Annotated in this window: 21 protein-coding genes; 11 read left to right on the plus strand and 10 right to left on the minus strand. The window is 69.4% G+C overall.

Annotated features, from left to right (window positions below; all coding sequences use genetic code 11):
- Positions 1-8 precede the first annotated feature (8 nt).
- From EV648_RS35605 to EV648_RS35620, 4 genes are all read left to right on the plus strand, one after another.
- Positions 9-821 carry an ABC transporter ATP-binding protein gene (locus tag EV648_RS35605; RefSeq protein WP_132299680.1) on the plus strand — a complete coding sequence of 271 codons (813 nt, stop codon included), beginning with the start codon at positions 9-11 and terminating at the stop codon, positions 819-821.
- Positions 808-1,713, plus strand: coding sequence for an ABC transporter permease (locus EV648_RS35610; protein WP_132299682.1), 906 nt, complete (start codon positions 808-810; stop codon positions 1,711-1,713). The genes EV648_RS35605 and EV648_RS35610 overlap by 14 nt, the downstream gene beginning before the upstream one ends.
- Positions 1,714-1,737: 24 nt before the next feature.
- The gene (locus EV648_RS35615; protein ID WP_132299684.1) at positions 1,738-2,640 is read left to right on the plus strand and encodes a sulfite exporter TauE/SafE family protein; all 903 of its coding nucleotides are present in this window, start codon (positions 1,738-1,740) and stop codon (positions 2,638-2,640) included.
- An 86-nt stretch (positions 2,641-2,726) separates the two neighbouring features.
- Positions 2,727-3,239, plus strand: coding sequence for a PLD nuclease N-terminal domain-containing protein (locus EV648_RS35620; protein ID WP_132299686.1), 513 nt, complete (start codon positions 2,727-2,729; stop codon positions 3,237-3,239).
- A 268-nt stretch (positions 3,240-3,507) separates the two neighbouring features.
- Here EV648_RS35620 and EV648_RS35625 read toward each other — a convergent pair whose 3' ends face one another.
- Positions 3,508-3,801 (minus strand): WhiB family transcriptional regulator, encoded by a 294-nt coding sequence (locus EV648_RS35625; RefSeq protein WP_012920258.1) that lies wholly within the window; start codon positions 3,799-3,801, stop codon positions 3,508-3,510.
- 162 nt (positions 3,802-3,963) lie between these two features.
- On the opposite strand from EV648_RS35625, the gene EV648_RS35630 reads away from it, so the two are divergent.
- A complete protein-coding gene (locus tag EV648_RS35630; RefSeq protein ID WP_158294158.1) occupies positions 3,964-4,962 on the plus strand; it encodes a MerR family transcriptional regulator in 999 nt (332 codons plus the stop codon).
- A 15-nt stretch (positions 4,963-4,977) separates the two neighbouring features.
- Here EV648_RS35630 and EV648_RS35635 read toward each other — a convergent pair whose 3' ends face one another.
- Positions 4,978-5,520 carry a histidine phosphatase family protein gene (locus EV648_RS35635; RefSeq protein WP_132299690.1) on the minus strand — a complete coding sequence of 181 codons (543 nt, stop codon included), beginning with the start codon at positions 5,518-5,520 and terminating at the stop codon, positions 4,978-4,980.
- A 335-nt stretch (positions 5,521-5,855) separates the two neighbouring features.
- On the minus strand, positions 5,856-6,380 hold the full coding sequence (locus EV648_RS35645) for a GNAT family N-acetyltransferase (protein WP_132299694.1): 525 nt from the start codon (positions 6,378-6,380) through the stop codon (positions 5,856-5,858).
- Positions 6,381-6,685: 305 nt separating this feature from the next.
- Here EV648_RS35645 and EV648_RS35650 point away from each other — a divergent pair, with 305 nt between their 5' ends.
- Both EV648_RS35650 and EV648_RS35655 read left to right on the plus strand, forming a co-directional pair.
- Positions 6,686-7,771, plus strand: a complete 1,086-nt coding sequence (locus EV648_RS35650; RefSeq protein ID WP_132299696.1) for a 3-deoxy-7-phosphoheptulonate synthase — start codon at positions 6,686-6,688, stop codon at positions 7,769-7,771.
- Between the two features lie 65 nt (positions 7,772-7,836).
- On the plus strand, positions 7,837-9,912 hold the full coding sequence (locus EV648_RS35655) for a phosphocholine-specific phospholipase C (protein ID WP_132299698.1): 2,076 nt from the start codon (positions 7,837-7,839) through the stop codon (positions 9,910-9,912).
- Positions 9,913-9,957: 45 nt separating this feature from the next.
- Here EV648_RS35655 and ybaK read toward each other — a convergent pair whose 3' ends face one another.
- Positions 9,958-10,449: a Cys-tRNA(Pro) deacylase gene (gene ybaK, locus EV648_RS35660; protein WP_132299700.1), complete on the minus strand. Its 492-nt coding sequence runs from the start codon at positions 10,447-10,449 to the stop codon at positions 9,958-9,960.
- Positions 10,450-10,459: 10 nt separating this feature from the next.
- Positions 10,460-11,140, minus strand: coding sequence for a metalloregulator ArsR/SmtB family transcription factor (locus EV648_RS35665; RefSeq protein WP_132299702.1), 681 nt, complete (start codon positions 11,138-11,140; stop codon positions 10,460-10,462).
- 78 nt (positions 11,141-11,218) lie between these two features.
- Between EV648_RS35665 and folE the strand changes: the two genes are divergently transcribed.
- Positions 11,219-11,899 carry a GTP cyclohydrolase I FolE gene (gene folE / locus EV648_RS35670; RefSeq protein WP_132299704.1) on the plus strand — a complete coding sequence of 227 codons (681 nt, stop codon included), beginning with the start codon at positions 11,219-11,221 and terminating at the stop codon, positions 11,897-11,899.
- A gap of 51 nt (positions 11,900-11,950) precedes the next feature.
- Here folE and EV648_RS35675 read toward each other — a convergent pair whose 3' ends face one another.
- Positions 11,951-12,274, minus strand: coding sequence for a hypothetical protein (locus tag EV648_RS35675; RefSeq protein WP_132299706.1), 324 nt, complete (start codon positions 12,272-12,274; stop codon positions 11,951-11,953).
- A gap of 367 nt (positions 12,275-12,641) precedes the next feature.
- Here EV648_RS35675 and EV648_RS35680 point away from each other — a divergent pair, with 367 nt between their 5' ends.
- Both EV648_RS35680 and EV648_RS35685 read left to right on the plus strand, forming a co-directional pair.
- The gene (locus EV648_RS35680) at positions 12,642-14,069 is read left to right on the plus strand and encodes a 3' terminal RNA ribose 2'-O-methyltransferase Hen1 (protein ID WP_132299708.1); all 1,428 of its coding nucleotides are present in this window, start codon (positions 12,642-12,644) and stop codon (positions 14,067-14,069) included.
- The gene (locus EV648_RS35685) at positions 14,069-16,594 is read left to right on the plus strand and encodes a polynucleotide kinase-phosphatase (protein WP_132299710.1); all 2,526 of its coding nucleotides are present in this window, start codon (positions 14,069-14,071) and stop codon (positions 16,592-16,594) included. The genes EV648_RS35680 and EV648_RS35685 overlap by 1 nt, the downstream gene beginning before the upstream one ends.
- Here the strand turns inward: EV648_RS35685 and EV648_RS35690 are convergent.
- From EV648_RS35690 to EV648_RS35705, 4 genes are all read right to left on the minus strand, one after another.
- The gene (locus EV648_RS35690; RefSeq protein WP_132299766.1) at positions 16,591-17,178 is read right to left on the minus strand and encodes a TetR/AcrR family transcriptional regulator; all 588 of its coding nucleotides are present in this window, start codon (positions 17,176-17,178) and stop codon (positions 16,591-16,593) included. The two genes, EV648_RS35685 and EV648_RS35690, sit on opposite strands and share 4 nt — an antisense overlap.
- A 2-nt stretch (positions 17,179-17,180) precedes the next feature.
- Positions 17,181-18,014 (minus strand): oxidoreductase, encoded by an 834-nt coding sequence (locus tag EV648_RS35695; RefSeq protein WP_132299712.1) that lies wholly within the window; start codon positions 18,012-18,014, stop codon positions 17,181-17,183.
- Positions 18,011-18,877: an aldo/keto reductase gene (locus EV648_RS35700; RefSeq protein ID WP_132299714.1), complete on the minus strand. Its 867-nt coding sequence runs from the start codon at positions 18,875-18,877 to the stop codon at positions 18,011-18,013. The genes EV648_RS35695 and EV648_RS35700 overlap by 4 nt, the downstream gene beginning before the upstream one ends.
- Before the next feature lie 96 nt (positions 18,878-18,973).
- On the minus strand, positions 18,974-19,567 hold the full coding sequence (locus tag EV648_RS35705) for a TetR/AcrR family transcriptional regulator (RefSeq protein WP_132299716.1): 594 nt from the start codon (positions 19,565-19,567) through the stop codon (positions 18,974-18,976).
- Positions 19,568-19,649: 82 nt separating this feature from the next.
- On the opposite strand from EV648_RS35705, the gene EV648_RS35710 reads away from it, so the two are divergent.
- On the plus strand, positions 19,650-20,084 hold the full coding sequence (locus tag EV648_RS35710; RefSeq protein WP_132299718.1) for an ester cyclase: 435 nt from the start codon (positions 19,650-19,652) through the stop codon (positions 20,082-20,084).
- Positions 20,085-20,393: the final 309 nt, after the last annotated feature.

Here is a 20,393-nt window from a genome sequence, read left to right on the forward strand (position 1 = left end):
GGCAGACGATGACCGCGACAGTCGAAGCCGGCGAGACGACCATCACGAGTGGCACCGAGGTACGGCCGGTGCGGTTCCACCAGGTCGGCAAGGCCTTCGGGCACGGGCAGAAGGCCGTGGTCGCGCTCGACCAGGTCGACCTGGACGTGTACGCCGGTGAGTTCGTCTGCCTGCTCGGCGCGTCGGGCTGCGGCAAGACCACGCTGCTCAACCTGGTGGCGGGTCTGGACCAACCGACCAGTGGACGGATCGAGCTGAGTTCGTCGCGTCCCGCTGTGGTGTTCCAGGAGCCCGCGCTGATGCCGTGGCTGACCGCCGCCGGCAACGTCGAGCTCCCGCTGCGGATGGCCGGCGTACCGAAGGCCGCTCGGCGCGCGAAGGCCGCCGAGCTGCTGGAGCTGGTTCGGCTGGCAGGGCTGGGGGACAAGCGTCCGCACGAGTTGTCCGGCGGTATGCGGCAGCGGGTCGCGCTGGCGCGGGCGCTCGCATCGACGACCGACAACACCGGCTCCGGCGCCGGCAAGCCGTCGCTGCTGCTGATGGACGAGCCGTTCTCCGCCCTCGACGCGATCACCCGCGATGTATTGCAGGGCGAGCTGCTCCGGATCTGGCGCGCCACCGGGACGGCGATCCTCTTCGTCACGCACGACGTCCGCGAAGCGGTCCGGCTCGGGCAGCGCGTCGTGCTGCTGTCCTCGCGGCCGGGCCGGGTCGTGCGGCAGTGGGACGTGGACGACCTGTCCGGCGCGGGGGAGACCGACGCCGTCGATGAGATCAACGCGGAACTGCGGAAGGTGATCAGCAGTCATGCCGCAGCCTGAGAGCACCGGCCTGCAGGACCGTACGGCGGACGACCAGTACGCCGGGTCCGTCAGGGCCGGGCTGGATGCGCTCGACACCCCGGTCAACTCGGCCCAGGGGAGCCTGCTGCGGCGGATCGTCGGCAAGGTGCTGCCGCCGATCGCCGCGATCGTGCTGCTCGTGCTGGTCTGGCAGCTCCTCTGGGCGGCGGCGTTCTGGCCCGAGTTCAAACTGCCCGCGCCGGTCGACGTGTCGTCGCAGATCTGGCAACTGGTGACCACCGGGAAGATCATCGAGCTGTTCTGGGTGTCGGTTCACCGCGCCGTGATCGGGTTCGCGATCTCACTGCTGATCGCCGTACCGCTGGGGCTCGCGATCGCCAACATCACCGTCGTCCGTCGCGGGATCGGTCCGCTGGTGTCGGGGCTGCAGAGCCTGCCGTCGGTGGCCTGGGTGCCGGCGGCGATCCTTTGGTTCGGCCTGAACGACCGGGCGATCTACTGGGTTGTCCTGCTCGGCGCCGTCCCCTCGATCGCCAACGGCCTGGTGTCCGGGCTCGACCAGGTGCCGCCGATCCTGCCCCGGGTCGGCAAGGCGCTCGGAGCCGGTCGCCTTGGCGGGATCAGGTACATCCTGCTGCCGGCGGCGCTGCCGGGCTTCCTCGGCGGACTCAAGCAGGGCTGGGCTTTCTCCTGGCGCTCGCTGATGGCCGCCGAGCTGATCGCCACGTCGCCCGATCTCGGCGAGGGCCTCGGCCAGTACCTGCACAACGGCATGTCCCTGTCCGACATCTCGATGGTCTTCGCCGGAGTCCTGCTGATCTTCGTGGTGGGCGTCGGCATCGAACTGCTGGTCTTCCGCCCCCTGGAGAACTCGGTACTCCGCGCCCGCGGCCTGACCCGGGCCACCTGACCCCGCCCTCCAAGGAGCACTGTCTTGCGACGTCTCATCCTGATCGCCCTGCTCGGCTCGCTCGCCCAACTCGTCGACGGCACGCTCGGCATGGCCTACGGGGTCACGGCCACCACCGCGCTGCTGATCACCGGGATCTCCCCGGCGGTCGCGTCCGCTTCCGTGCATCTGGCCGAGGTGGGCACCACGCTCGCCTCCGGCCTGTCCCACTGGCGGTTCGGCAACGTCGACTGGCGGGTGGTCACGCTGATCGGCGTGCCGGGCGGCGTCGGCGCGTTCGCGGGTGCGACCTTCCTGTCCAACCTCTCGACTGAATCGGCGTCGCTTTGGGTCGCGGCGCTCTTGCTCCTGCTCGGCGTCTACATCCTGGCCCGGTTCGCGACCGGCAAGGTGCGGGCCGTGATCGAGGGCAAGGTCGGCGGCAAGTTCCTCGGCCCGCTCGGTCTGATCGCCGGCTTCATCGACGCGACCGGTGGCGGCGGCTGGGGACCGGTAGCCACCTCGAGCCTGCTCAGCAGCGGCAAGCTCGAACCACGCCGGACCGTCGGCTCCGTGAGCGCCGCGGAGTTCATCGTGTCGGTCGCCGCCAGCATCGGCTTCCTCTACGGGCTGGGCCGATCGAACATCCCGCTGCGGATCGTCGCCGCACTGCTGATCGGTGGCGTGATCGCCGCGCCGATCGCCGCCTGGCTGGTCTCTCGGCTGGCGACTCGTTGGCTCGGTGTCGGCGTCGGCCTGGTGCTGATCCTGACCAACGCCCGCACCCTGCTCAAGGGCATCGGCGTCGCCGAAGGCCCGCGGTACGCCGCGTACGCCGTACTGGTGGTTCTCTGGGCGGGCGTGGTCGCGTACGGGCTGCGTGTCGCGGGTCGCTCGGCCGTGGTCGAGGAGAAGCGCGAGCTGGAGACCGCTCGTAGCAGGTCATGACGGATCGCTGACGTGTCAGGGCGGGCGGCGCGCATTGTGATGTGGGCGCGCCGGTCCGATCCCTTCCGGACCCGTACTGTTGGAGCGTGGTCCGATTTCTGCCGTTCCTGATCAGCCTGGTGCTCAGCGTCTACGCGCTCTTCTCCTGCATCCAGACCCGCGACAAGGACGTTCCCTACCTGCCCAAGCTGGTGTGGATCGTCCTGATCGTCTTCGTGCCCTTCGTGGGCCCGATCGTCTGGTTGCTGGCGTCCCGCACGGAGGGAGTCAGACGCGAGCGCAACACGCGGTCGGTGAAGCCGACGGCCCGCCCGGTCGCGCCGGACGACGATCCGGACTTCCTGGCGTCGCTCGAGCGGTACCGCGATCCGCGCACCACCGTGCGGCCGCCGAAGCCCGGCGAGCCCGGCGAGCCCGCGAACAAGGACAAGCCCGCCGCCGACGACCAGCCCGGCGATCCGGCCCGGGACGGCGTCCAGGACGAGGTCCACCCGGACAAGCCGAACGAGAAGTCCAAGGGGAACAAGTCCAAGGGTGGCAAGGCGAAGGACGAGACCGGGACGGAAGCACCGACCGAGTCCGACGACGGCAAACCCTGATCGCGTCACCGCGCCGACATCGCCTTGACGCGCCGAGCTTGATCGCGACACTGCGCCGACATCGCCTGAACGCGCCGAGCCTGGTCGCGTCAGTGCGCCGGGATCGCGTTACGCGCCGAGCAACTGTTTGCGACCGCGCAAGGTCTACCGACACGCCCTGGTGGATGATCGACCTCCGCGCGGGTGAGTCCGCTGGAGGTCGGAGCCGGGCCCGGCCGGTGCGCGGCCGGACCCGGATGGGTCGGGGTGGTTCAGCTCCCGGCGGCCGTCAGGCGGACTTCCTGTGTTCGGCGAGTACGACGTTGTCCCGTTCGGATTCCGTGGTGCCACCCCAGACGCCGTACGGCTCCCCGACGGAGAGCGCGTGCTGCCGGCATTCGGGCTGGACCGGGCAGGTCCCGCAAAGTGACTTCGCCACCATCTCGCGAGCGCGTTTGCGAACGCCACGCTCCGACTCGGGGGAGAAGAACAACTCCGGGTTGACGTCGCGGCAAGCGGCTTGCGACTGCCAGTCCCACAGATCCATGAGCGGGCGGGGTAGGCGAGGCATCCCTCTCGACATGGCAACCTCCTTGACTCACCGTGAGCGCGGACGGGCGCTCGGTGAAAACTATGCTCAACTCATGCGTAGTTCAACCCTTGTTGTCTCGAACTTCGGTCGACTTGTTATCGGCCCGTGGCGATTCCTGCCGTTCAGAGGCGGCGAACGGGCATCATGAACGCCGTGCCGCCGAAGTCAGATACGACCGCAGACACCCTCACGGTGGGTGCCGCGGCACGACGTCTCGGCATCGCCGCGCCTACGCTGCGCAGTTGGGAGCGCAGGTACGGATTGAGCCCGAGCGCGCGCTCAGCGGGCGGTCACCGGCGCTACAGCCCCGAGGATCTGGCCCGGCTGCGGGCGATGCTCGGGATGGTCAACCAAGGGGTTCCGACGGCCGAGGCCGCGTCCGCCGTTCGTGACCGGATCTACCTTGCTCAATCACCTACTGTGACATCGGCCACGTCCGTTGCCGAAGGCACTCGGAGGCACTCCGTCCAGAAGCGCGGCTTCGCCGTCCGCTCGTCCGGGCGGGCGAAGTCGGCCGGGCCGGGCAAACTCGCGGATCTCTTCGAGCTCGCCAACGCGATGGACGGCGAGCGGCTCACCCACGAGGTCGCCCGGAGCCTGGACCGGTCCGGCGCGGTCGAGGCGTGGACGAGCCGGCTGGCGCCGCTGCTGGTCGAGGTCGGTGACCAGTGGGAGCGCACCGGCGCCTGCGTGGAGATCGAGCACCTCGCGTCGGACGCGGTCGCCGGTGGTCTGCGCTACCACACCCGCCGCGCGGTCGAGCGGTACAAGCCGGACGAGACGGAGCGGCCCGTGGTACTGGCTTGTCTCGAGAAGGAGGATCACGCGCTGCCGTTGCTCGCGGTGGCGGCTGCCCTGGCCGAGCGCTCGATCCGGGTCCGCACCCTCGGCGCCGCGACGCCGGTGAGCTCCCTGTCGACGGCCGTACGCCGGATCCGCCCGGCCGCGGTGTTCATCTGGTCGAGTGCACCGGAGACCGCGGACACGGATGCACTGCGCACGCTGGCTCGCACCCGGCCGTCGTACTCGCTCGTGGTCGGCGGACCTGGCTGGCAGGTGCCCGGCACCCCCGACGGCTGGGTGAACTCGCTGGCGGACGCCGTCACCAGCCTGGTCACCGCAGTGCGGCCCGAGACCGCGGTACGCGCCTAGCTCTGCGGCTCTGGTTCAGGCGTTCGACTCGTAGCGGTAGTACTGGTGGGCGCCGTGCGGGGTGTCCCGCTCGCCCGTGAGGGCACGGATCACCATCGAGTGGGTGATCGCCAGCACCGGGCCGTCCGTGCTCGCCGTATGTCGTGCCAGAGCCGCCAGGGCCCTCTCACGGACCTGTGAGAGGGGCTCCCAGGGCCGGCGGATCCCCTCGGGCCATTCCCCGTCGTACTCGTCCAGCTCGGCCTGTGCGGCCCGTACGTCGGCCTGCCCGCGCCAGAAGCCCGAACTCTCGGGCAACCAGTCGCGCAGGTCGTAGTCGACCCGTACGCCGAGGGCCAGGCGGTGGCCGATGATCGCGGCGCTGTGCAGAGCGCGGGTGAACGGCGAGCTGACCAGGTAGGTGGCCCCGATGCCGCTGAGCAGGTCCGCGACAACCTGCGCCTGCTTGGCGCCTTCCGGAGTCAGGGGAGCCGTGTCGGCAGCCAGCCCGGGCAGGCCGCGGCTGTCGACTGCCTCGTAGTCCGGCTCGCCGTGCCGGACCAGGTAGATCTGGGTCACGGTGAAGTTCTACCTGAGGTGGCGGGCGCCCGCCCAGCCTCTGGCGCTCCGGTTGCCGGGCAGCGCGGCGGGGTCCGCGATGGAAGTCGGCGGCCGGACGTTGTGCTCAGATCGCGATAGCGGACCAGTTCGAAGGTCTGCGGCCTCACCGTCCGGCCCCGGCCGGGTGGTTGCCGAGCGAACCCTGACCCCCGAGCGGACCTGCCACCGTGCTGCACCCCTTTGAGAGACCTCGACCTGTTGCGACCTCAACGACGCACGCACCACGCCGGTTACACGCAGGCAATTCCCGATCCCAGCCAGTGACATCGACCGTCTCGGCGCCCTGTCGCCGCTCAGCCCGTGAGGTCGCGCCGCATGCAGATCCGGTCGGCCGGGTCGAGACCCATCGCGGTCTCGGCGGCGCGGATCTCCTCGAGCCTTGGGGTGAACTCCGCGGGAGACAGTTCACGGAAGCCCAGGCGGGCGTAGTACGGGCCGTTCCAGGCGACGCTGCGGAAGGTGGTCAGGGTGAGCGCCGGCAGGCCCTGCACGGCGGCCCAGCGGTCGACCTCGTCGATCAGCAGCCGCCCGATCCCACGGCGCGACTGAGCCGGGTGGATGCTCACCTGCTCGATGTGGGCGCAGCCGTCCACCAGCAGGACCAGGATGTACCCGACCGGCCTGTCGTCCTGGTCCGCCGCGACCCAGGCCCGCCCGTCCCGCTGGTACTCGGCCATCACAGACAGCGGCGGTGGGGCGTGGTCGGCGACCGCGACCATGCCGATCTCGCGGAACAACTCACCCGCGGCCAGTTCGATCGCCCGCAGTTCACTCAATTCGCCGGGCCGTGCGGGCCGGACGGAGACACCATCGGTCATGGCCCGATGCAACCATGCCGCGCAGTGCCCGACCACCGAGTTTCGCCGGCCGCGCTCGCGGCCGGCGTCCACGTTCACGGTCGGCTGGAGGGGTCGTTGCGGTGGGTGATATCGTCGGCGACGTGAAGCGTTGGTATTGGCAGTTTTTTGAGTGGCCGGCTGTGGTGCCGGGCGACTCAGCTGCTGCTGACGCCTGAACCAACCAGAGCCGGCCCGAGGCAAGGACATTCGTCCTTGCCTTTTCTCATTCCCAGCCGGCGCTGTCCTCGGGTCCACCGCGGAGTTCCGGCGGAAAGGTCCCAGTGATGAACACCCTTCCCCAGCAGACCAGCCCAGCGGCTGTGGTCGACCGACGGATCGAGAAGACCGTCCCGCTGATCACCCCCCAGGCGCTCCATGACGAGTTGCCGCTCAGTGATCAGCTGGCCGAGACCGTCGTCGCCGGACGTCAGGCCGTCACGGATGTCCTGAACGGCGTCGACGACCGCCTGCTGGTAGTAGTCGGCCCGTGCTCGGTGCACGACGCGCAGGCCGCCCTGGAGTACGCCGAACGCCTGCGCCCGGTGGCCGAGCGCCTCTCCGACGGTCTGCTCGTGGTGATGCGGGTGTACTTCGAGAAGCCGCGGTCCACCCTCGGCTGGAAGGGTCTGATCAACGACCCGGGCCTCGACGGTTCGGGTGACGTCAACACAGGTCTGCGGACCGCCCGCGCGCTGCTGCTCGAAGTACTGGCCAAGGGTCTGCCGGTCGGGTGCGAGTTCCTCGACCCCATTACGCCGCAGTACATCGCGGACACTGTCGGGTGGGGCGCGATCGGGGCGCGGACCGTCGAGAGCCAGGTGCACCGGCAGTTGTCGTCCGGGCTGTCGATGCCGATCGGGATGAAGAACCGCCCCGACGGCAGCATCTCGACCGCGGTCGACGCGATCAAGGCGGCCGCCGTGCCGCACGTGTTCACCGGTATCGACCACGACGGCGCGCCAGCGATCCTGCACACCCGCGGCAACCCCGACTGCCACCTGGTACTGCGCGGCTCGGACGCCGGGCCGAACTACGACGCCGAGTCCGTCGCTGGAGCCCAGGCACTGCTGAGCAAAGCCGGTCTCGCCGAGCGGGTCGTCATCGACGCGAGCCACGGGAACAGCCGCAAGGACCACCGCCGGCAGCCGCAGGTGGCGGCCGAGATCGGTGCGCAGGTGGCGGCCGGAAACGGGGCGATCGTCGGCGTGATGCTGGAGTCGTTCCTGGTCGAGGGCCGGCAGGATCTCGACCCGACGAAGCCCCTCACCCACGGACAGTCGATCACCGACGCGTGCCTGGGCTGGGACACCACCGAGGCCGTTCTGGAGCAGCTCCGCGACGCTGTCGTGCAGCGTCGTACGGGCGCGTGAACTTCAGACGAATGAACGCCTGAAGGCATCCCGCGACAGGCAGGTGCTGACCTACTGTCCGGGGCATGACTGAGATTTCCCGCCGCCTGGTCCTTGGTTCCGCAGCCGGTGGGGCAGCGGTCTCGCTGCTCCCACCGTCGCTGCACGCGGCGATGGCGCAGCCGATCCGACCCGGTGGCCTGAAGGCCGTCGAGCACGTCATCGTGCTGATGCAGGAGAACCGTTCCTTCGACCACTACTTCGGCGCGCTGCGCGGCGTCCGCGGGTACGGCGACCGCCTCCCGCTGCGGCTGCGCAACGGCAAGTCCGTGTTCCACCAGCCGGTGACCGGCGGCGGCGAGGTGCTGCCGTTCTCGGTCCGCAAGGCCGCGGTCGCCGCGGGGCGCAGTACGGACGACATCCAGTACCTCGGCGCGCTCGCGCACGGGTTCACCGACGCGACCCAGGCCTGGGGCAACGGCTGGAACGACGACTGGGTGCAGGCCAAGACCGCCGCCACCATGACGCACTACGAGCGCCGCGACATCCCCTTGCAGTACGAGCTCGCCGAGACCTTCACGATCTGCGACGCCTACCACTGCTCGGTCAACGGCTCGACCAACCCGAACCGGAACTACCTGTGGTCCGGTACGACGGGGTACGAGCCCGGTACGACGCAACGCGCGGTGACGAACGCGGCGTACGACTACAACCACGCCGGCTACGACTGGACGGCGTACCCCGAGCGGCTGGAGCAGGCCGGGGTGTCGTGGCAGATCTACCAGGAGTGGGACAACTTCACCGACAACGCGGTCGAGTACTTCAAGACCTTCAAGGAGCTCGGCCGTCGCATCCTCGCCTCGGTGCCGGGTGGTTACCGGACGACCGAGGAGTTCTACGACAAGCTGTTCGCGAAGACGCCGGCCGAGCGGACCGAGGCGCTGAAGCAGCTCGAGGCGGCCGTCGCCAAGCAGCCGAAGAAGGACCAGAAGCTCTTCTACAAGGCGATGTTCCGCAGTGAGCCGGAGTCGCTCGTGCCGCGGCTGCGGGCCGACATCGAGGCCGGCAAGCTGCCGCGGGTGAGCTGGCTCGTCCCGTCCGCGGTCGACTCCGAGCACCCGGGATCCTCGACCCCGGTCGGCAGCGCGAACCTCGTCTACGACGTGCTGGACGCGATCGCCTCCGACCCGGACACCTGGTCGAGGACCGTGCTGCTGATCAACTTCGACGAGAACGACGGGTACTTCGACCACGTGCCGCCGCCGGTCGCGCCGCGGCCCGACTCCGGCGAGAGCGACGACTGGTACGCCGGCCGCCCGATCGGCCTCGGCCCGCGGGTCCCGATGACGGTCGTGTCGCCCTGGTCGGTCGGCGGTCACGTGAACTCCCAGGTCGCCGACCACACCTCGGTGATCCAGTTCCTCGAACGCGTCACCGGCATCCGCGAACCGAACATCAGCAGCTGGCGCCGGACGGCCTGCGGTGACCTGACCTCGGCGTTCGACTTCACCCGCTCGCACCGTCAGCCGTCGGTCGACGCACCCGGTCCGGTGCCCGCGCCGATCACCCGGTGGAAGCCGAACCCACCGGCCACTCAGGCTGTCCCGCTGCAGGAGCCGGGTCGCCGTCCGGCTCGCGCATTGCCTTACCAGCCGTCGGTTTCGGGCCTTGTTGCCGATGGCAAGCTGAAGCTGCGACTGAGCAACAAAGCCGACGAGGCCGCCCACTTCGCGATCTACCCGTACGGCGGTGAGCTGCCCGCCCCGACGCATCTCGACGTCAAGGGCGAGCGGGTGGAATCCCTCCCGGTCAGTGGCCCTTACGAGCTCGCGGTGCAGGGGCCGAACCGCTTCTGGGTGGAACTGGCCGGCTCGGTCGACGGACTCGCGGCCGGGTTCGACGTACAGGCTCGGGTGGTGCACGGTTCGGTCGAGCTCGAGCTGGAGAACACCAGCCGCAAGCCGCTAAGCGTGAAGCTGAAGGCCCGCGGCTACCACGGCAAGACGATCCACCAGGCGCTGCGCGGACGCCAGACCCGCAAGGTGACCTGGCCGACCGACGAGGGCTGGTACGACGTCGAAATCACCGTCGCCGAAGACCCGACCTACCGCCGCCGCCTGACCGGCCACGTAGAAACCGGCCACGCGAGCGTCACCGGCTGAAGAGCCGGCCTGTGCAGCTCTCGGCGGGTGAGCCTGGGCTGGCTGTCAGCGGGCGATGGGGGCGGTGGTGGCTGAGGTGATGGTGATGAGGTCGGCGGGGGCTAGGCCGAGGTCCAGCCCCCGGCGGCCGGCGGAGACGTAGACGGTTTCGTGGTCGGTGGCGGTGCTGTCGATGACCGTCGGGAGCGGGCGCTTCTGGCCGATCGGGCTGATGCCGCCGACTACGTAGCCGGTGGTTCGTTCGGCTGCCGCCGGGTCGGCCATGGTTGCCTTCTTGCCTTTGAGCGCGGCGGCTACAGCCTTCAGGTCGAGTTGCCGGTCGACCGGGACTACGCCGACCGCGAGTTTGCCGTCGACCTCCACCAGGAGGGTCTTGAACACCTGCGCGGGCGCCAGTCCGAGCGCCTCCGCGGCTTCGAGGCCGTACGACTTGGCGGCCGGGTCGTGCTCGTACGCATGGGTGCTGAAGGTGAGTCCAGCCTTCGTCAGTGCGACCGTCGCGGGAGTGCCCTGCCCGGTCTGCTTGCTCTTCGCCACCCGACAAACCCTACGTCGGCTCGGCGGGCTCCAGGCGGACACAGCAGTGGGCGGGTCGGGGATGGAGCTCGGCCCGTAGACCGGTGTCGCCGAGGCCGTCGAGCACACCGCCGACCAGCCGGAGCGTCATGCTGCAGACGAGGCCGGGGTGCTCCCTGGCGAGCGCGCGGAACGGGCAGTTGACGAGATCGATGCTGTCACCGTTGCGGCGTGGCTCGAACCCGTGCGCCTCGAGCACCTGGGCGAGTGGCGTACCGGGGTGGTTGTGAGCCGCCCGGCCGACCGACTCGCCGTACTGGTGGGCTCGGTGCTCCAGGGCGCCGCGCGGTGAGCCGCCCGAGGCCTCGGCATCCTCCAGGGCGCCGGCGAGGAGGTGGCCGGCGACGTCGTAGTGGCGCTCGGGGAGGGAGACCTCGATCTCGCGGCCGGACCGGCGGTAGAGCTTGGCGGGGCGGCCCGCGCCGGGACCGGTCCGGCCGGTACGGCGTTCGAAGACGACCTCGAGCAGGCCTTCCTCGGCCAGTTTGTCGAGGTGGAACGCGGCGGTGGTGCGGGGGAGATCGATCGCGGCGGCGGCCTCATCGCGGCTGACCGGCCCGGGTTGGGCCACGACGTGGTCGTAGAGGCGCCGGCGAGTCGGCTCGTCGAGCGCGGCGAGCGCCTGTACCCCGGTGTCCCGCGACCTGTCCATGGGATGATTCTATCGACAACTTCGGTTGGTCTAACAGTAAGCTGACTGTTCAAGGTTCCCGACGCTGGAGGCGCCCAGATGACGACCGTCCGTTCAGAGCTGGATTCCGCAGACTTCCGCGAGCTCGCCGACGACCGCGACCTGACCGGCGCCCCCGGCCTCGCGGAGGCGAGCGTGCCGCTGCATATCGTGGGTGGCCGGCCGGAGATCGACCTGCCCGCGGCGCAGCGGGCGGTGGTGGACCTGCTCACCGCGCTGGGCCGGGACCCGCACAGCGCCCACCTTGCCGACACGCCCCGCCGGGTCGCGAACGCGTACGCCGAGATGCTGACGCCGCGCGAGTTCGACCTCACCACGTTCCCGAACGACGAGGGGTACGACGAACTGGTGCTGGCGCGGAACATTCCGGTCCAGTCCCTCTGCGAGCACCACCTGCTGCCGTTCCAGGGTGTCGCGCACGTCGCCTACCTGCCGGGCGAGCGCATCCTCGGCCTATCGAAATTGGCCCGTGTGGTGGAGTTGTTCGCCCGCGACTTCCAGGTCCAGGAGCGGCTGACCAAGCAGGTCGCCGATTGGCTGCAGGACCACCTCGAGCCCAAGGGCGTGGGCGTCGTGATCGAGGCCGAGCACCAGTGCATGTCGCTGCGGGGTGTCCGCGCGGCGGGCTCCACCACGGTCACCTCGGCCCTGCACGGCATGCTGCGCGACAGCGCCGCCTCGCGCCAGGAGTTCTTCGCCCTGACCGGCGTCAACGCCTGATCCGCCGCCTCCGGCAGCACCCGCGCCGGGCGCCCCGCAGTACCGGGTGAATCAGGCGGTGGCTACGACTGGTGGGGGGTGGTGGCTGTGGCGGCGGGTGGCGAGGATGTGCGCGACCTCGCCGGGCAGTAGGTCCGTGCCGGGGACCGGGTCCATCTCGGAGACGTCGAGCCAGCGGACGACGGTGGCGCCGCAGTGGCCGTGGACGGCGAGGATGGAGTCGAGATCCGGCCAGACGGCGGTGGAGGGGTTGTCACCGTGCCAGCGCAGCGCCACCGACCCGTCGGTGAAGACGCATCCTTCGGCGACCGTGCCGGTGCCGGAGACTCCGCTGATGTCCGCGTAACGCACGAGTTCGAAGGTCTGGGGTTTCACCGGCGGACCCCTTCGGTCCCCGCGGAACGGCGTGCGGACGGTCTGATTCTGGTGGGGTGGAGTGAGGGAGTTGCCATGGTCCTTTCCCCGTGTCGGCGTGGTTGGGCATCTCGCCACAAACCGGGGACCGGTACCGACTGTCAGCGGGGAAGGACGGTCTGTAGCGACTCATTCACTGCAAAACAAGCTAGAACCAAAGAGGCCTGACACGCCAGGGATAGTTCAGCGTGTCTCAGTCTTCGATCTTGCCCCGCCCGGTACCCGGAAAACTCCGCGACACGCGTTTCTCCGTGCCGGGGGCGGCAAGGTGGGTCTGGTCCTGACAAATCGGAGGCCGGATGAGCGGCTCGCATGGTCGAATACACAGGTGTTCCTGACGCTCGGTACCAGCTCGGCCGGCCTTGATGTTCCCGCGACGGATCTGGGGTTCCTGTTGCACAAGAACCCCGCGCGCCCGCAGTCGGTGGAGGTCACCGGCGGCACAGCGCACGTGATCTACCCGGAGGCGACGGCTGAGCGGTGCACAGCGGCCGTGCTGCTCGAGATCGACCCGATCGCGCTGGTCCGGTCCCGCAAGGGCAAGGCCGCCGAGGGGTTCACGCTCGGCCAGTACGTCAACGACCGCCCGTACGCCGCTTCCAGCCTGCTCGCTGTAGCCCTGGGCAAGTTGTTCCGTACTGCGATGAACGGCCGCTGCGACGCGCGTCCCGAACTGGCGGCCCGGGCGATCCCGCTGGAGATCCGCGTCCCGGCTCTGCCGTGCAGCGGTGGTTCGGCGCTCGCCGAGAGGCTGTTCGGGCCCCTCGGCTGGACGGTCGATGCGCGCCGGGTCCCGCTCGACCCGGAGATCCCCGCCTGGGGCGACTCGCGGTACGTCGATCTGCGGCTGGAAGGGGTCGTCCGGCTCGCTGACGCGCTCAACCACCTCTACGTCCTGCTGCCGGTGCTCGACGACGCCAAGCACTACTGGGTCGGAGCCGACGAGGTGGAGAAGCTGGTCCGCGCCGGTGAGGGCTGGCTCGGCGCGCACCCGGAGAAGGAGCTGATCTCCCGGCGCTACCTCGCGCACCGCCGCAGCCTGACCGACTCTGCACTCGAGAGGCTGGCCGAGGCTGACGGCAACGTTCTGGCCGATGAGGTCAGCGCTGAGGTCGGGGATGACTCGGGCGTGGTCTCGCTGGCCGTCCAGCGGCGTACTGCTGTGCTGGACGTACTGCGGGACGTGGGCGCGCGCCGGGTCGCCGATCTGGGCTGCGGCGAGGGGCTCCTGGTCGCCGAACTGCTGAAGGACGGGCGGTATGACGAGGTGGTCGCCACTGACGTCTCGGCTCGGGCGCTCACGTTCGCCGAGCGGCGGCTGCACGTGGCGGACATGTCCGATCGCCAGCGGGAGCGGCTGCGGCTCTTCCAGTCGTCCGTGACGTACTCCGATGCTCGGCTGGCCGGGCTCGATGCCGCAGTGCTGATGGAGGTGGTCGAGCATGTCGATCCGCCTCGGCTGCCGGCTCTCGCGCGGGCGGTCTTCGGCGCGGCTCGGCCTGGTGCTGTGGTGGTCACGACGCCCAACTCGGAGTACAACGTGCGGTTCGAGAAGCTGGCAGCCAGGGCTTTCCGGCACCCGGATCACCGGTTCGAGTGGACCCGGGCGGAGTTTCGGGAGTGGGCGGCGACGGTGTGTCGCACGTACGGGTATGAGGTGGAGTTCCGGGCGGTCGGCCCGGATGACCCGGAGGTCGGTCCGCCGACCCAGCTCGCGCTGTTCCGCCAGGCCGCTCGGCTGAAGGAGGTCGGGTGATGGCGCGGATCGAGGTGCCGGCGCTGAGCCTGGTGGTGCTGGTCGGGGTGAGCGGGTCGGGGAAGTCGACCTTCGCGCGGAAGCACTTCCTCGGCACCGAGGTGATCTCCAGTGACTTCTGCCGCGGGCTGGTCTCCGACGACGAGAACGACCAGGCGGCCACGAAGGACGCGTTCGAGGTACTGAACTTCATCGCGGGCAAACGGCTCGCGGCCGGCCGGCTGACGGTGATCGACGCGACCAACGTGCAGCCGGAGGCACGCAAGGAACTGGTTGCGCTGGCCCGCGAGCACGACGTGTTGCCGGTGGCAATCGTCCTGGATCCGCCAGAGCGGGTCTGCCTGGAGCGGAACGAGCAGCGGCCGGACCGGAACTTCGGTGCCAAGGTGATCGCCCGGCAGAAGTCGCAACTGCGGCGGGGGCTGAAAAGCCTGAAGCGGGAGGGATTCCGCGGTGTCCACGTGCTCACAGGCGTGGACGAGATCGATGCCGCGAGCATCGAGCGGACCCGGCTGTTCAACGATCTGACGGACCAGACCGGGCCGTTCGACATCGTCGGCGACATCCACGGCTGCCGGGCCGAGCTCGAGCAACTGCTGACGACACTGGGCTACGAGATCAGCCGCGACGCCGATGGCCGTGCGGTGGATGCCACGCACCCGTCGCGGCGAGCCGTCTTTGTCGGCGACCTGGTCGACCGCGGTCCGGACACGCCCGGTGTACTGCGGCTGGTGATGGGAATGGTTGCCGCCGGCCACGCCTACTGCGTACCCGGCAACCACGAGGACAAGTTGCTCAAGACACTGCGCGGCAAGAACGTGAAGGTGAGCCACGGCCTGGAGGAATCGCTCGCCCAACTGGCCGCCGAGCCGGAGGAGTTCCGCGCCGAGGTGATGACCTTCATCGACGGCCTGATCTCGCACTACGTCTTCGACGAGGGCAAGCTCGTCGTCTCGCACGCGGGCCTGGTCGAGCGGATGCACGGACGCGCCTCGGGCCGGGTCCGCTCGTTCTGCCTGTACGGCGAGACGACGGGGGAGACGGACGAGTTCGGCCTGCCGGTCCGGTATCCCTGGGCTCAGGACTACCGCGGCCGCGCGATGGTCGTCTACGGCCACACCCCGACGCCCGACCCCGAGTGGATCAACAACACGATCTGCCTGGACACCGGCTGCGTGTTCGGCGGCTCCCTCACGGCTCTGCGATATCCCGAGCGGGAGCTGGTCGCAGTACAGGCCGCGCAGGAGTACTACGCGCCGGCGAAGCCGTTGCACGTGGCAAGTGCTCCGGCGCGCGAGCCCGACGTCCTGGACATCGCCGATGTGACCGGGCGACGGGTGGTCGAGACCGCCCACCACGGCCGGTTGAGCGTGCGCGCGGAGCAGGCGGGGGCGGCGCTCGAGGTGATGAGCCGGTTCGCGATCGATCCTCGCTTCCTGCTCTATCTGCCGCCGACGATGAGCCCGGTGGCGACCTCGTCAGTGCCTGGGCTGCTCGAACACCCGGAGCAGGCCTTCGAGGCGTTCAAGGGTCAGGGCGTCACGGAGCTGGTGTGCGAGGAGAAGCACATGGGCTCGCGGGCGGTGGTTCTGCTGACCCGGGATGATGACGTCGCCGAGAAGCGGTTCGGCCTGGCCGGCCGGGGTGCCGTGCACACGCGGACCGGGCGGTCGTTCTTCGACGCCTCATTGACGGACGAACTGCTGCTTCGGCTGCGCGAGGTGGCTGTGGAGGCCGGGCTGTTCGAGGAGCTCGACACGGCGTGGCTGCTGCTGGATGCGGAGCTGCTGCCGTGGAGTGCGAAGGCGATCGACCTCCTGCGCAACCAGTACGCCGCTGTCGGCGCTGCTGCTCGTTCTTCTTTGCCTGCCGCAACTGCTGCGCTGGAATCCGCTGCTGCGGCAGGGCTTGAGGTTGGTGAGCTGCTCGCGCGGACGCGGCGGAGGGCGGTCAACGCTTCGCTCTTCAGTGAGGCGTACCGGCGATACTGCTGGCCGACCGAAGGGCTTGACGGAGTTCGGCTGGCTCCGTTCCAACTGCTGGCGACGGAAGGTCGGACGTTCGAGGAGATGCCGCACGCTTGGCATCTCGCGTTGGCTGACCGGATGGTTGCCGCGGGTCCTTCGTTGATCACGGCCACTCAGCGGCTCTTCGTCGACGCGAAGTCGTGGGCTGAGGGGGTCGCTTGGTGGGAGGAGCTCACGGGCGCCGGCGGTGAGGGGATGGTCGTGAAGCCGGCGGCGAACCTGGTCCGGACCGCCAAGGGACTCGCCCAGCCGGGACTGAAGGTCCGCGGGCAGGAGTATCTCCGGATCATCTACGGACCGGACTACACCGAGCCGGCGAACTTCGAGCGCCTTCGCGACCGGAACCTCGGCCACAAACGCTCGATGGCACTGCGCGAGTACGCCCTCGGCCTGGAAGCCCTGGAGCGAGCCGCGCGCGGAGAGCCACTCTGGCGCATCCACGAATGCGTCTTCGCCGTCCTGGCGCTGGAGTCCGAGCCCGTCGACCCGCGGCTCTAGCGGCGTTGGTCCTGGAGCAAGCCGTCGAGGGCGGCCGACGAGATTGCGTCGGCCTCCTCGGCGGTGAGCGGGGCGTGGCCGGTCATCAGGCGGAAGATCAGCGGGCCGAAGAGGATGTCGGTTGCTGTGCCTGCGGTGATGCCCGGGTCGACCTCGCCGCGGTCGAGTGCGCGCTGCCAGAGCTCGGCGATCGCGACTCGCCTGGCGTCCAGGAAGTACTCCCGGAAGTACGGCGCGGCCGCCGGGTCGGTGACGGAGGCGGCCAGCAACTGGGCGAACACCCTCCCGTTCGACCCGGCGTAGAAGGCGCTCACCCGGCGCACCTGTTCGGTCAGATCGCCGCGCGCGGATCCCGTGTCCGGCAACGGGATCGCGGCCGCCATCTGCTTGCCGAACGCCTCGGCGGCGATCGCCGTACGCGACGGCCAGTGCTTGTAGATCGTTGCCTTGCTCACCCCGGATTGCGCGCTGATCGCGTCGACCGTTGCCGCCGGCAGCCCGCCGTCGGCCAGCAGTTCCTGGGTCGCACAGAGCACCGAGTCCTTCGCCTTCAGGCTGCGCGGGTGCGACGACTGCTCGAACATCGTCACGACGGTCCGACATCCTCATGGTCAGTCGAGACCGAGATCTTCCGCCAGCGATCGAGCTCCGACTGGACCAGCTCGAGCTTGGCTTCGACCCGGGCGACCGCGTCGGACCCGAGCTGGATCCGCAGCGGAGGATCGGCCAGATCGGCGAGGTCCACGATTGCGGCCGCGGCCTTGACCGGATCACCGGGCTGGGCATGGTTGCGCTCGGCCATCAGTTCCCGGACCTTGCCGACGGTGCCGGCGTAGTCGTCGAGCTGCCCGTCGGCTGTGTGCAGGCTGGACCCGTCCAGGAAGTCCGTGCGGAAGAGCCCCGGCTCGACGATCGTGACGTGCACCCCCAGCGGCTGCAGTTCGGCGTACAGGGCCTCGGAAAAGCCCTCGACGGCGAACTTGGTGGCGGCGTAGACACCCCAGCCCGGCGTACCGGTGAAGCCGCCGACGGAGCTGATCGAGATGACGCGGCCCGAGCGCTGGCTCCGCAGTACCGGCAGCACCGCGCGCTGGACGTTGAGCGTGCCGAACACGTTGGTGTCGAAGACCGCCCGGGCCGCCGAGTCGCTCACCTCCTCGACCGCGCCGAGCAGCCCGCGCCCCGCATTGTTGACCAGCACATCGATCCGCCCGAACCTCTGTACTGCGGAGTCGACCGCCGCGCGCGCCTGATTCTCATCGGTGACGTCGAGCGCGAGTGCCAGCACGTCGTCTCCGCTGAACGGGATGTCCTCGGGCTTCCGCGCGGTCGCGACCACCTGGTTGCCACGAGCAAGGGCCTCCTTGACGATCTCGGCGCCGAACCCGCGCGAGGCGCCGGTGACGAACCAGACGCTCACCGGCTCACCGCGTCGGTCAGCCGGTTGAACTCCTCGTCACTGAGCTCGACCTTGGCGGCGTTGATGTTGTCCTCGACGTGTGCGACCGAGGAGGTGCCGGGGATCGGCAGCATCACGGGGGAGCGCTTGAGGAGCCACGCGAGCGCTAGCTGCGAGGGGCTGGCGTCGTGCTCACGGGCGATCTCGTCGAGCGGGCCGCCGGCCTTGGCAAGACCACCCGTCGCGAGGGGGAACCACGGGATGAAGCCGAGGTTGTTCTGCTCGGCGTACTCGAGGACGGGCTCGGCGTCGCGCTGGCTGAGGTTGTAGAGGTTCTGCACGGACACGATCGGGGCGATCGCGGCCGCCTCCCGGATCTCCTCGACGCTGACCTCGGACAGCCCGATGTGGCGGATCTTGCCCTCGACCTGCAGCTTGGCGAGCTCACCGATCTGGTCCGCCACGGGGACCTTCGGGTCGATCCGGTGCAACTGGAGCAGATCGATCCGCTCGAGCCCGAGATTCCGCAGACTCAGCTCGACCTGCTGGCGGAGGTACTCCGGCCGCCCGAGCGGAACCCAGCCGCCCGGCCCGGTCCGCGCGAACCCGGCCTTGGTGGCGATCACCAGGTCGTCGGCGTACGGGTGGAGCGCCTTCTTGAGCAGCAGGTCCGCGGTGAACGGGCCGTAGGCGTCGGCCGTGTCGATGAAGTTCACCCCGAGCTCGACCGCGCGCCGCAGTACCCGGACCGCCTCGTCCGGATCCCGGGACTCGCCCCACACCCCTTCGCCGGGAAGCTGCATCGTCCCGTAGCCCAACCGCCGGACAGTGAGGTCGCCTCCGATGGTGAACTCCCCGGCGGCGCCCGCAACTGCTTCGCTCATGTCCTTCTCCTAACTGAACTAAACGTACAGTTCACATTAGCTCGGTCAGCCCCGGACACAAGCGGTGAATCAGCAGGCAGCAGCGGGGTGGCGTGGTCAGAGGAGTTGGCGTTCGAGGGAGGTGGCGACCCAGTCCTCGAACTCCTCGGTGGTCCAGCCCGACTCGGTGACGAGTTCGCGGTAGACGCCGGGCGCGGCGAGAGCGCGGTAGATCGCCTGGGCCTGCTTCACCGGGACCGCGAGGTGCTGCTTCATCGAGGCGATGATGGCGTCCATCACCTCGTTGCGGCCGGCAAGTTTCGACCGCAGCAACGCCCGGGTCTCGGCGCTCTCGTCGGTGGCGGCCTCGAAGATGAGGACGACGTCGAAGCCGGCGGAGTACAAATTCGTCAACCAGTGCGAGGCTTTCCGCAGTTTGGCGGCAGGCTCGGTCTCGGCCAGCACCTCGCCCGCCAACTCCCGCGCGCCGGCCCGCTGCAGCCAGAGGTCGCAGATCAGCGACAGGATCTCCCGCTTCGTCCCGAACGCCGAGTAGACCGTCCGTGTCGCGACCCCCGCCTGCTTGGCGATGGCGTCGATGCTCGTCGCGCCGTACCCGTCGGCCGCGAACAGCGCCCGCGCCGCCTCGGCGATCCGCACGCGGGTCGCCTCCGCCTGCTCCTGGCGATAGGTCTTGACGGACTCGGCCATGTGGGCACACTATCAATGTGTTCAGTGCAGTGCTACTGCAACGAATGCACCATCAGTGCATCAAGATCTTTAGGGGGAACCCATGCCAGTCACCACGCGTTCGGAAGCCTTCGTCGTGCTCGAGCGGATCCTGCGGGAGGGGTTCGCGGCCGGGAACGCCGACATCGTCGACGAGATCTGCTCGCCGGACCTGATCGAGCACCAGTTCGGCCTCGCCGGCAGCGGCGCGGAGGCCCGCGAGCACGTCAAGCAGGCGATCCGCGACGTCCACGCGATGATGCCGGACATCGTCTACACGATCGAGGACTCCGTGACGGTCGGAGACACCGTCTGGCTCCGCGGTCGAGCCCGCGGTACTGCGACCGGCCCGTTCTTCGGCCCGCCCAGCAACGCGCCCGTCGACATCGCCCTCTTCGAGGTAGCCCGCGTCGTCAACGGCCGGATCGTCGAACACTGGGGCAACCCCGACCGCTTCGCCCTGCTAGCCCAAACCGGGATACTTGCCCGCCTGGGATGACCTCCGTACGCGCCTGGTCGCCCGGCCGGATCCCATCAGCCCGACCGATTTCGTCGAGCCGTCGTCCGAGGTAGTCCGCCAGAGTCCGAGACGCAGGTGGTCTTCGCGGATATGGCTCGGATTGGTCGTTTTGCTTGCACTGCGGGTGGTTGCCCGCGGCATGGGTGCGGGTGGTTGGCGGTCTCCGCTGCGTGATGGTGCTGGTCGGGATGGGGTGCGTCAAGAGAAGCCCTGTGTCAAGCCGCCTGGTGTTGGTTGGGGTTGAGGAGGCGTTGGAGGGCTTGGTGTTGGGTGGGGTCGTAGGGGGTG

Source organism: Kribbella sp. VKM Ac-2568, assembly GCF_004345365.1.
Classification (GTDB): Bacteria; Actinomycetota; Actinomycetes; order Propionibacteriales; family Kribbellaceae; genus Kribbella; species Kribbella orskensis.

Excerpts from the sequence above, each read along its gene's own strand:
- EV648_RS35690 (WP_132299766.1), bottom strand. The coding sequence starts at position 17,178 with ATGTTCGAGCAGTCGTCGCACCCGCGCAGCCTGAAGGCGAAGGACTCG.
- EV648_RS35610 (WP_132299682.1), top strand. The coding sequence starts at position 808 with ATGCCGCAGCCTGAGAGCACCGGCCTGCAGGACCGTACGGCGGACGAC.
- EV648_RS35710 (WP_132299718.1), top strand. The coding sequence starts at position 19,650 with ATGCCAGTCACCACGCGTTCGGAAGCCTTCGTCGTGCTCGAGCGGATC.
- folE (WP_132299704.1), top strand. The coding sequence starts at position 11,219 with ATGACGACCGTCCGTTCAGAGCTGGATTCCGCAGACTTCCGCGAGCTC.
- EV648_RS35650 (WP_132299696.1), top strand. The coding sequence starts at position 6,686 with ATGAACACCCTTCCCCAGCAGACCAGCCCAGCGGCTGTGGTCGACCGA.
- EV648_RS35665 (WP_132299702.1), bottom strand. The coding sequence starts at position 11,140 with ATGGACAGGTCGCGGGACACCGGGGTACAGGCGCTCGCCGCGCTCGAC.
- EV648_RS35625 (WP_012920258.1), bottom strand. The coding sequence starts at position 3,801 with ATGTCGAGAGGGATGCCTCGCCTACCCCGCCCGCTCATGGATCTGTGG.
- EV648_RS35705 (WP_132299716.1), bottom strand. The coding sequence starts at position 19,567 with ATGGCCGAGTCCGTCAAGACCTATCGCCAGGAGCAGGCGGAGGCGACC.
- EV648_RS35605 (WP_132299680.1), top strand. The coding sequence starts at position 9 with ATGACCGCGACAGTCGAAGCCGGCGAGACGACCATCACGAGTGGCACC.
- EV648_RS35700 (WP_132299714.1), bottom strand. The coding sequence starts at position 18,877 with ATGAGCGAAGCAGTTGCGGGCGCCGCCGGGGAGTTCACCATCGGAGGC.
- EV648_RS35645 (WP_132299694.1), bottom strand. The coding sequence starts at position 6,380 with ATGACCGATGGTGTCTCCGTCCGGCCCGCACGGCCCGGCGAATTGAGT.
- EV648_RS35685 (WP_132299710.1), top strand. The coding sequence starts at position 14,069 with ATGGCGCGGATCGAGGTGCCGGCGCTGAGCCTGGTGGTGCTGGTCGGG.
- EV648_RS35655 (WP_132299698.1), top strand. The coding sequence starts at position 7,837 with ATGACTGAGATTTCCCGCCGCCTGGTCCTTGGTTCCGCAGCCGGTGGG.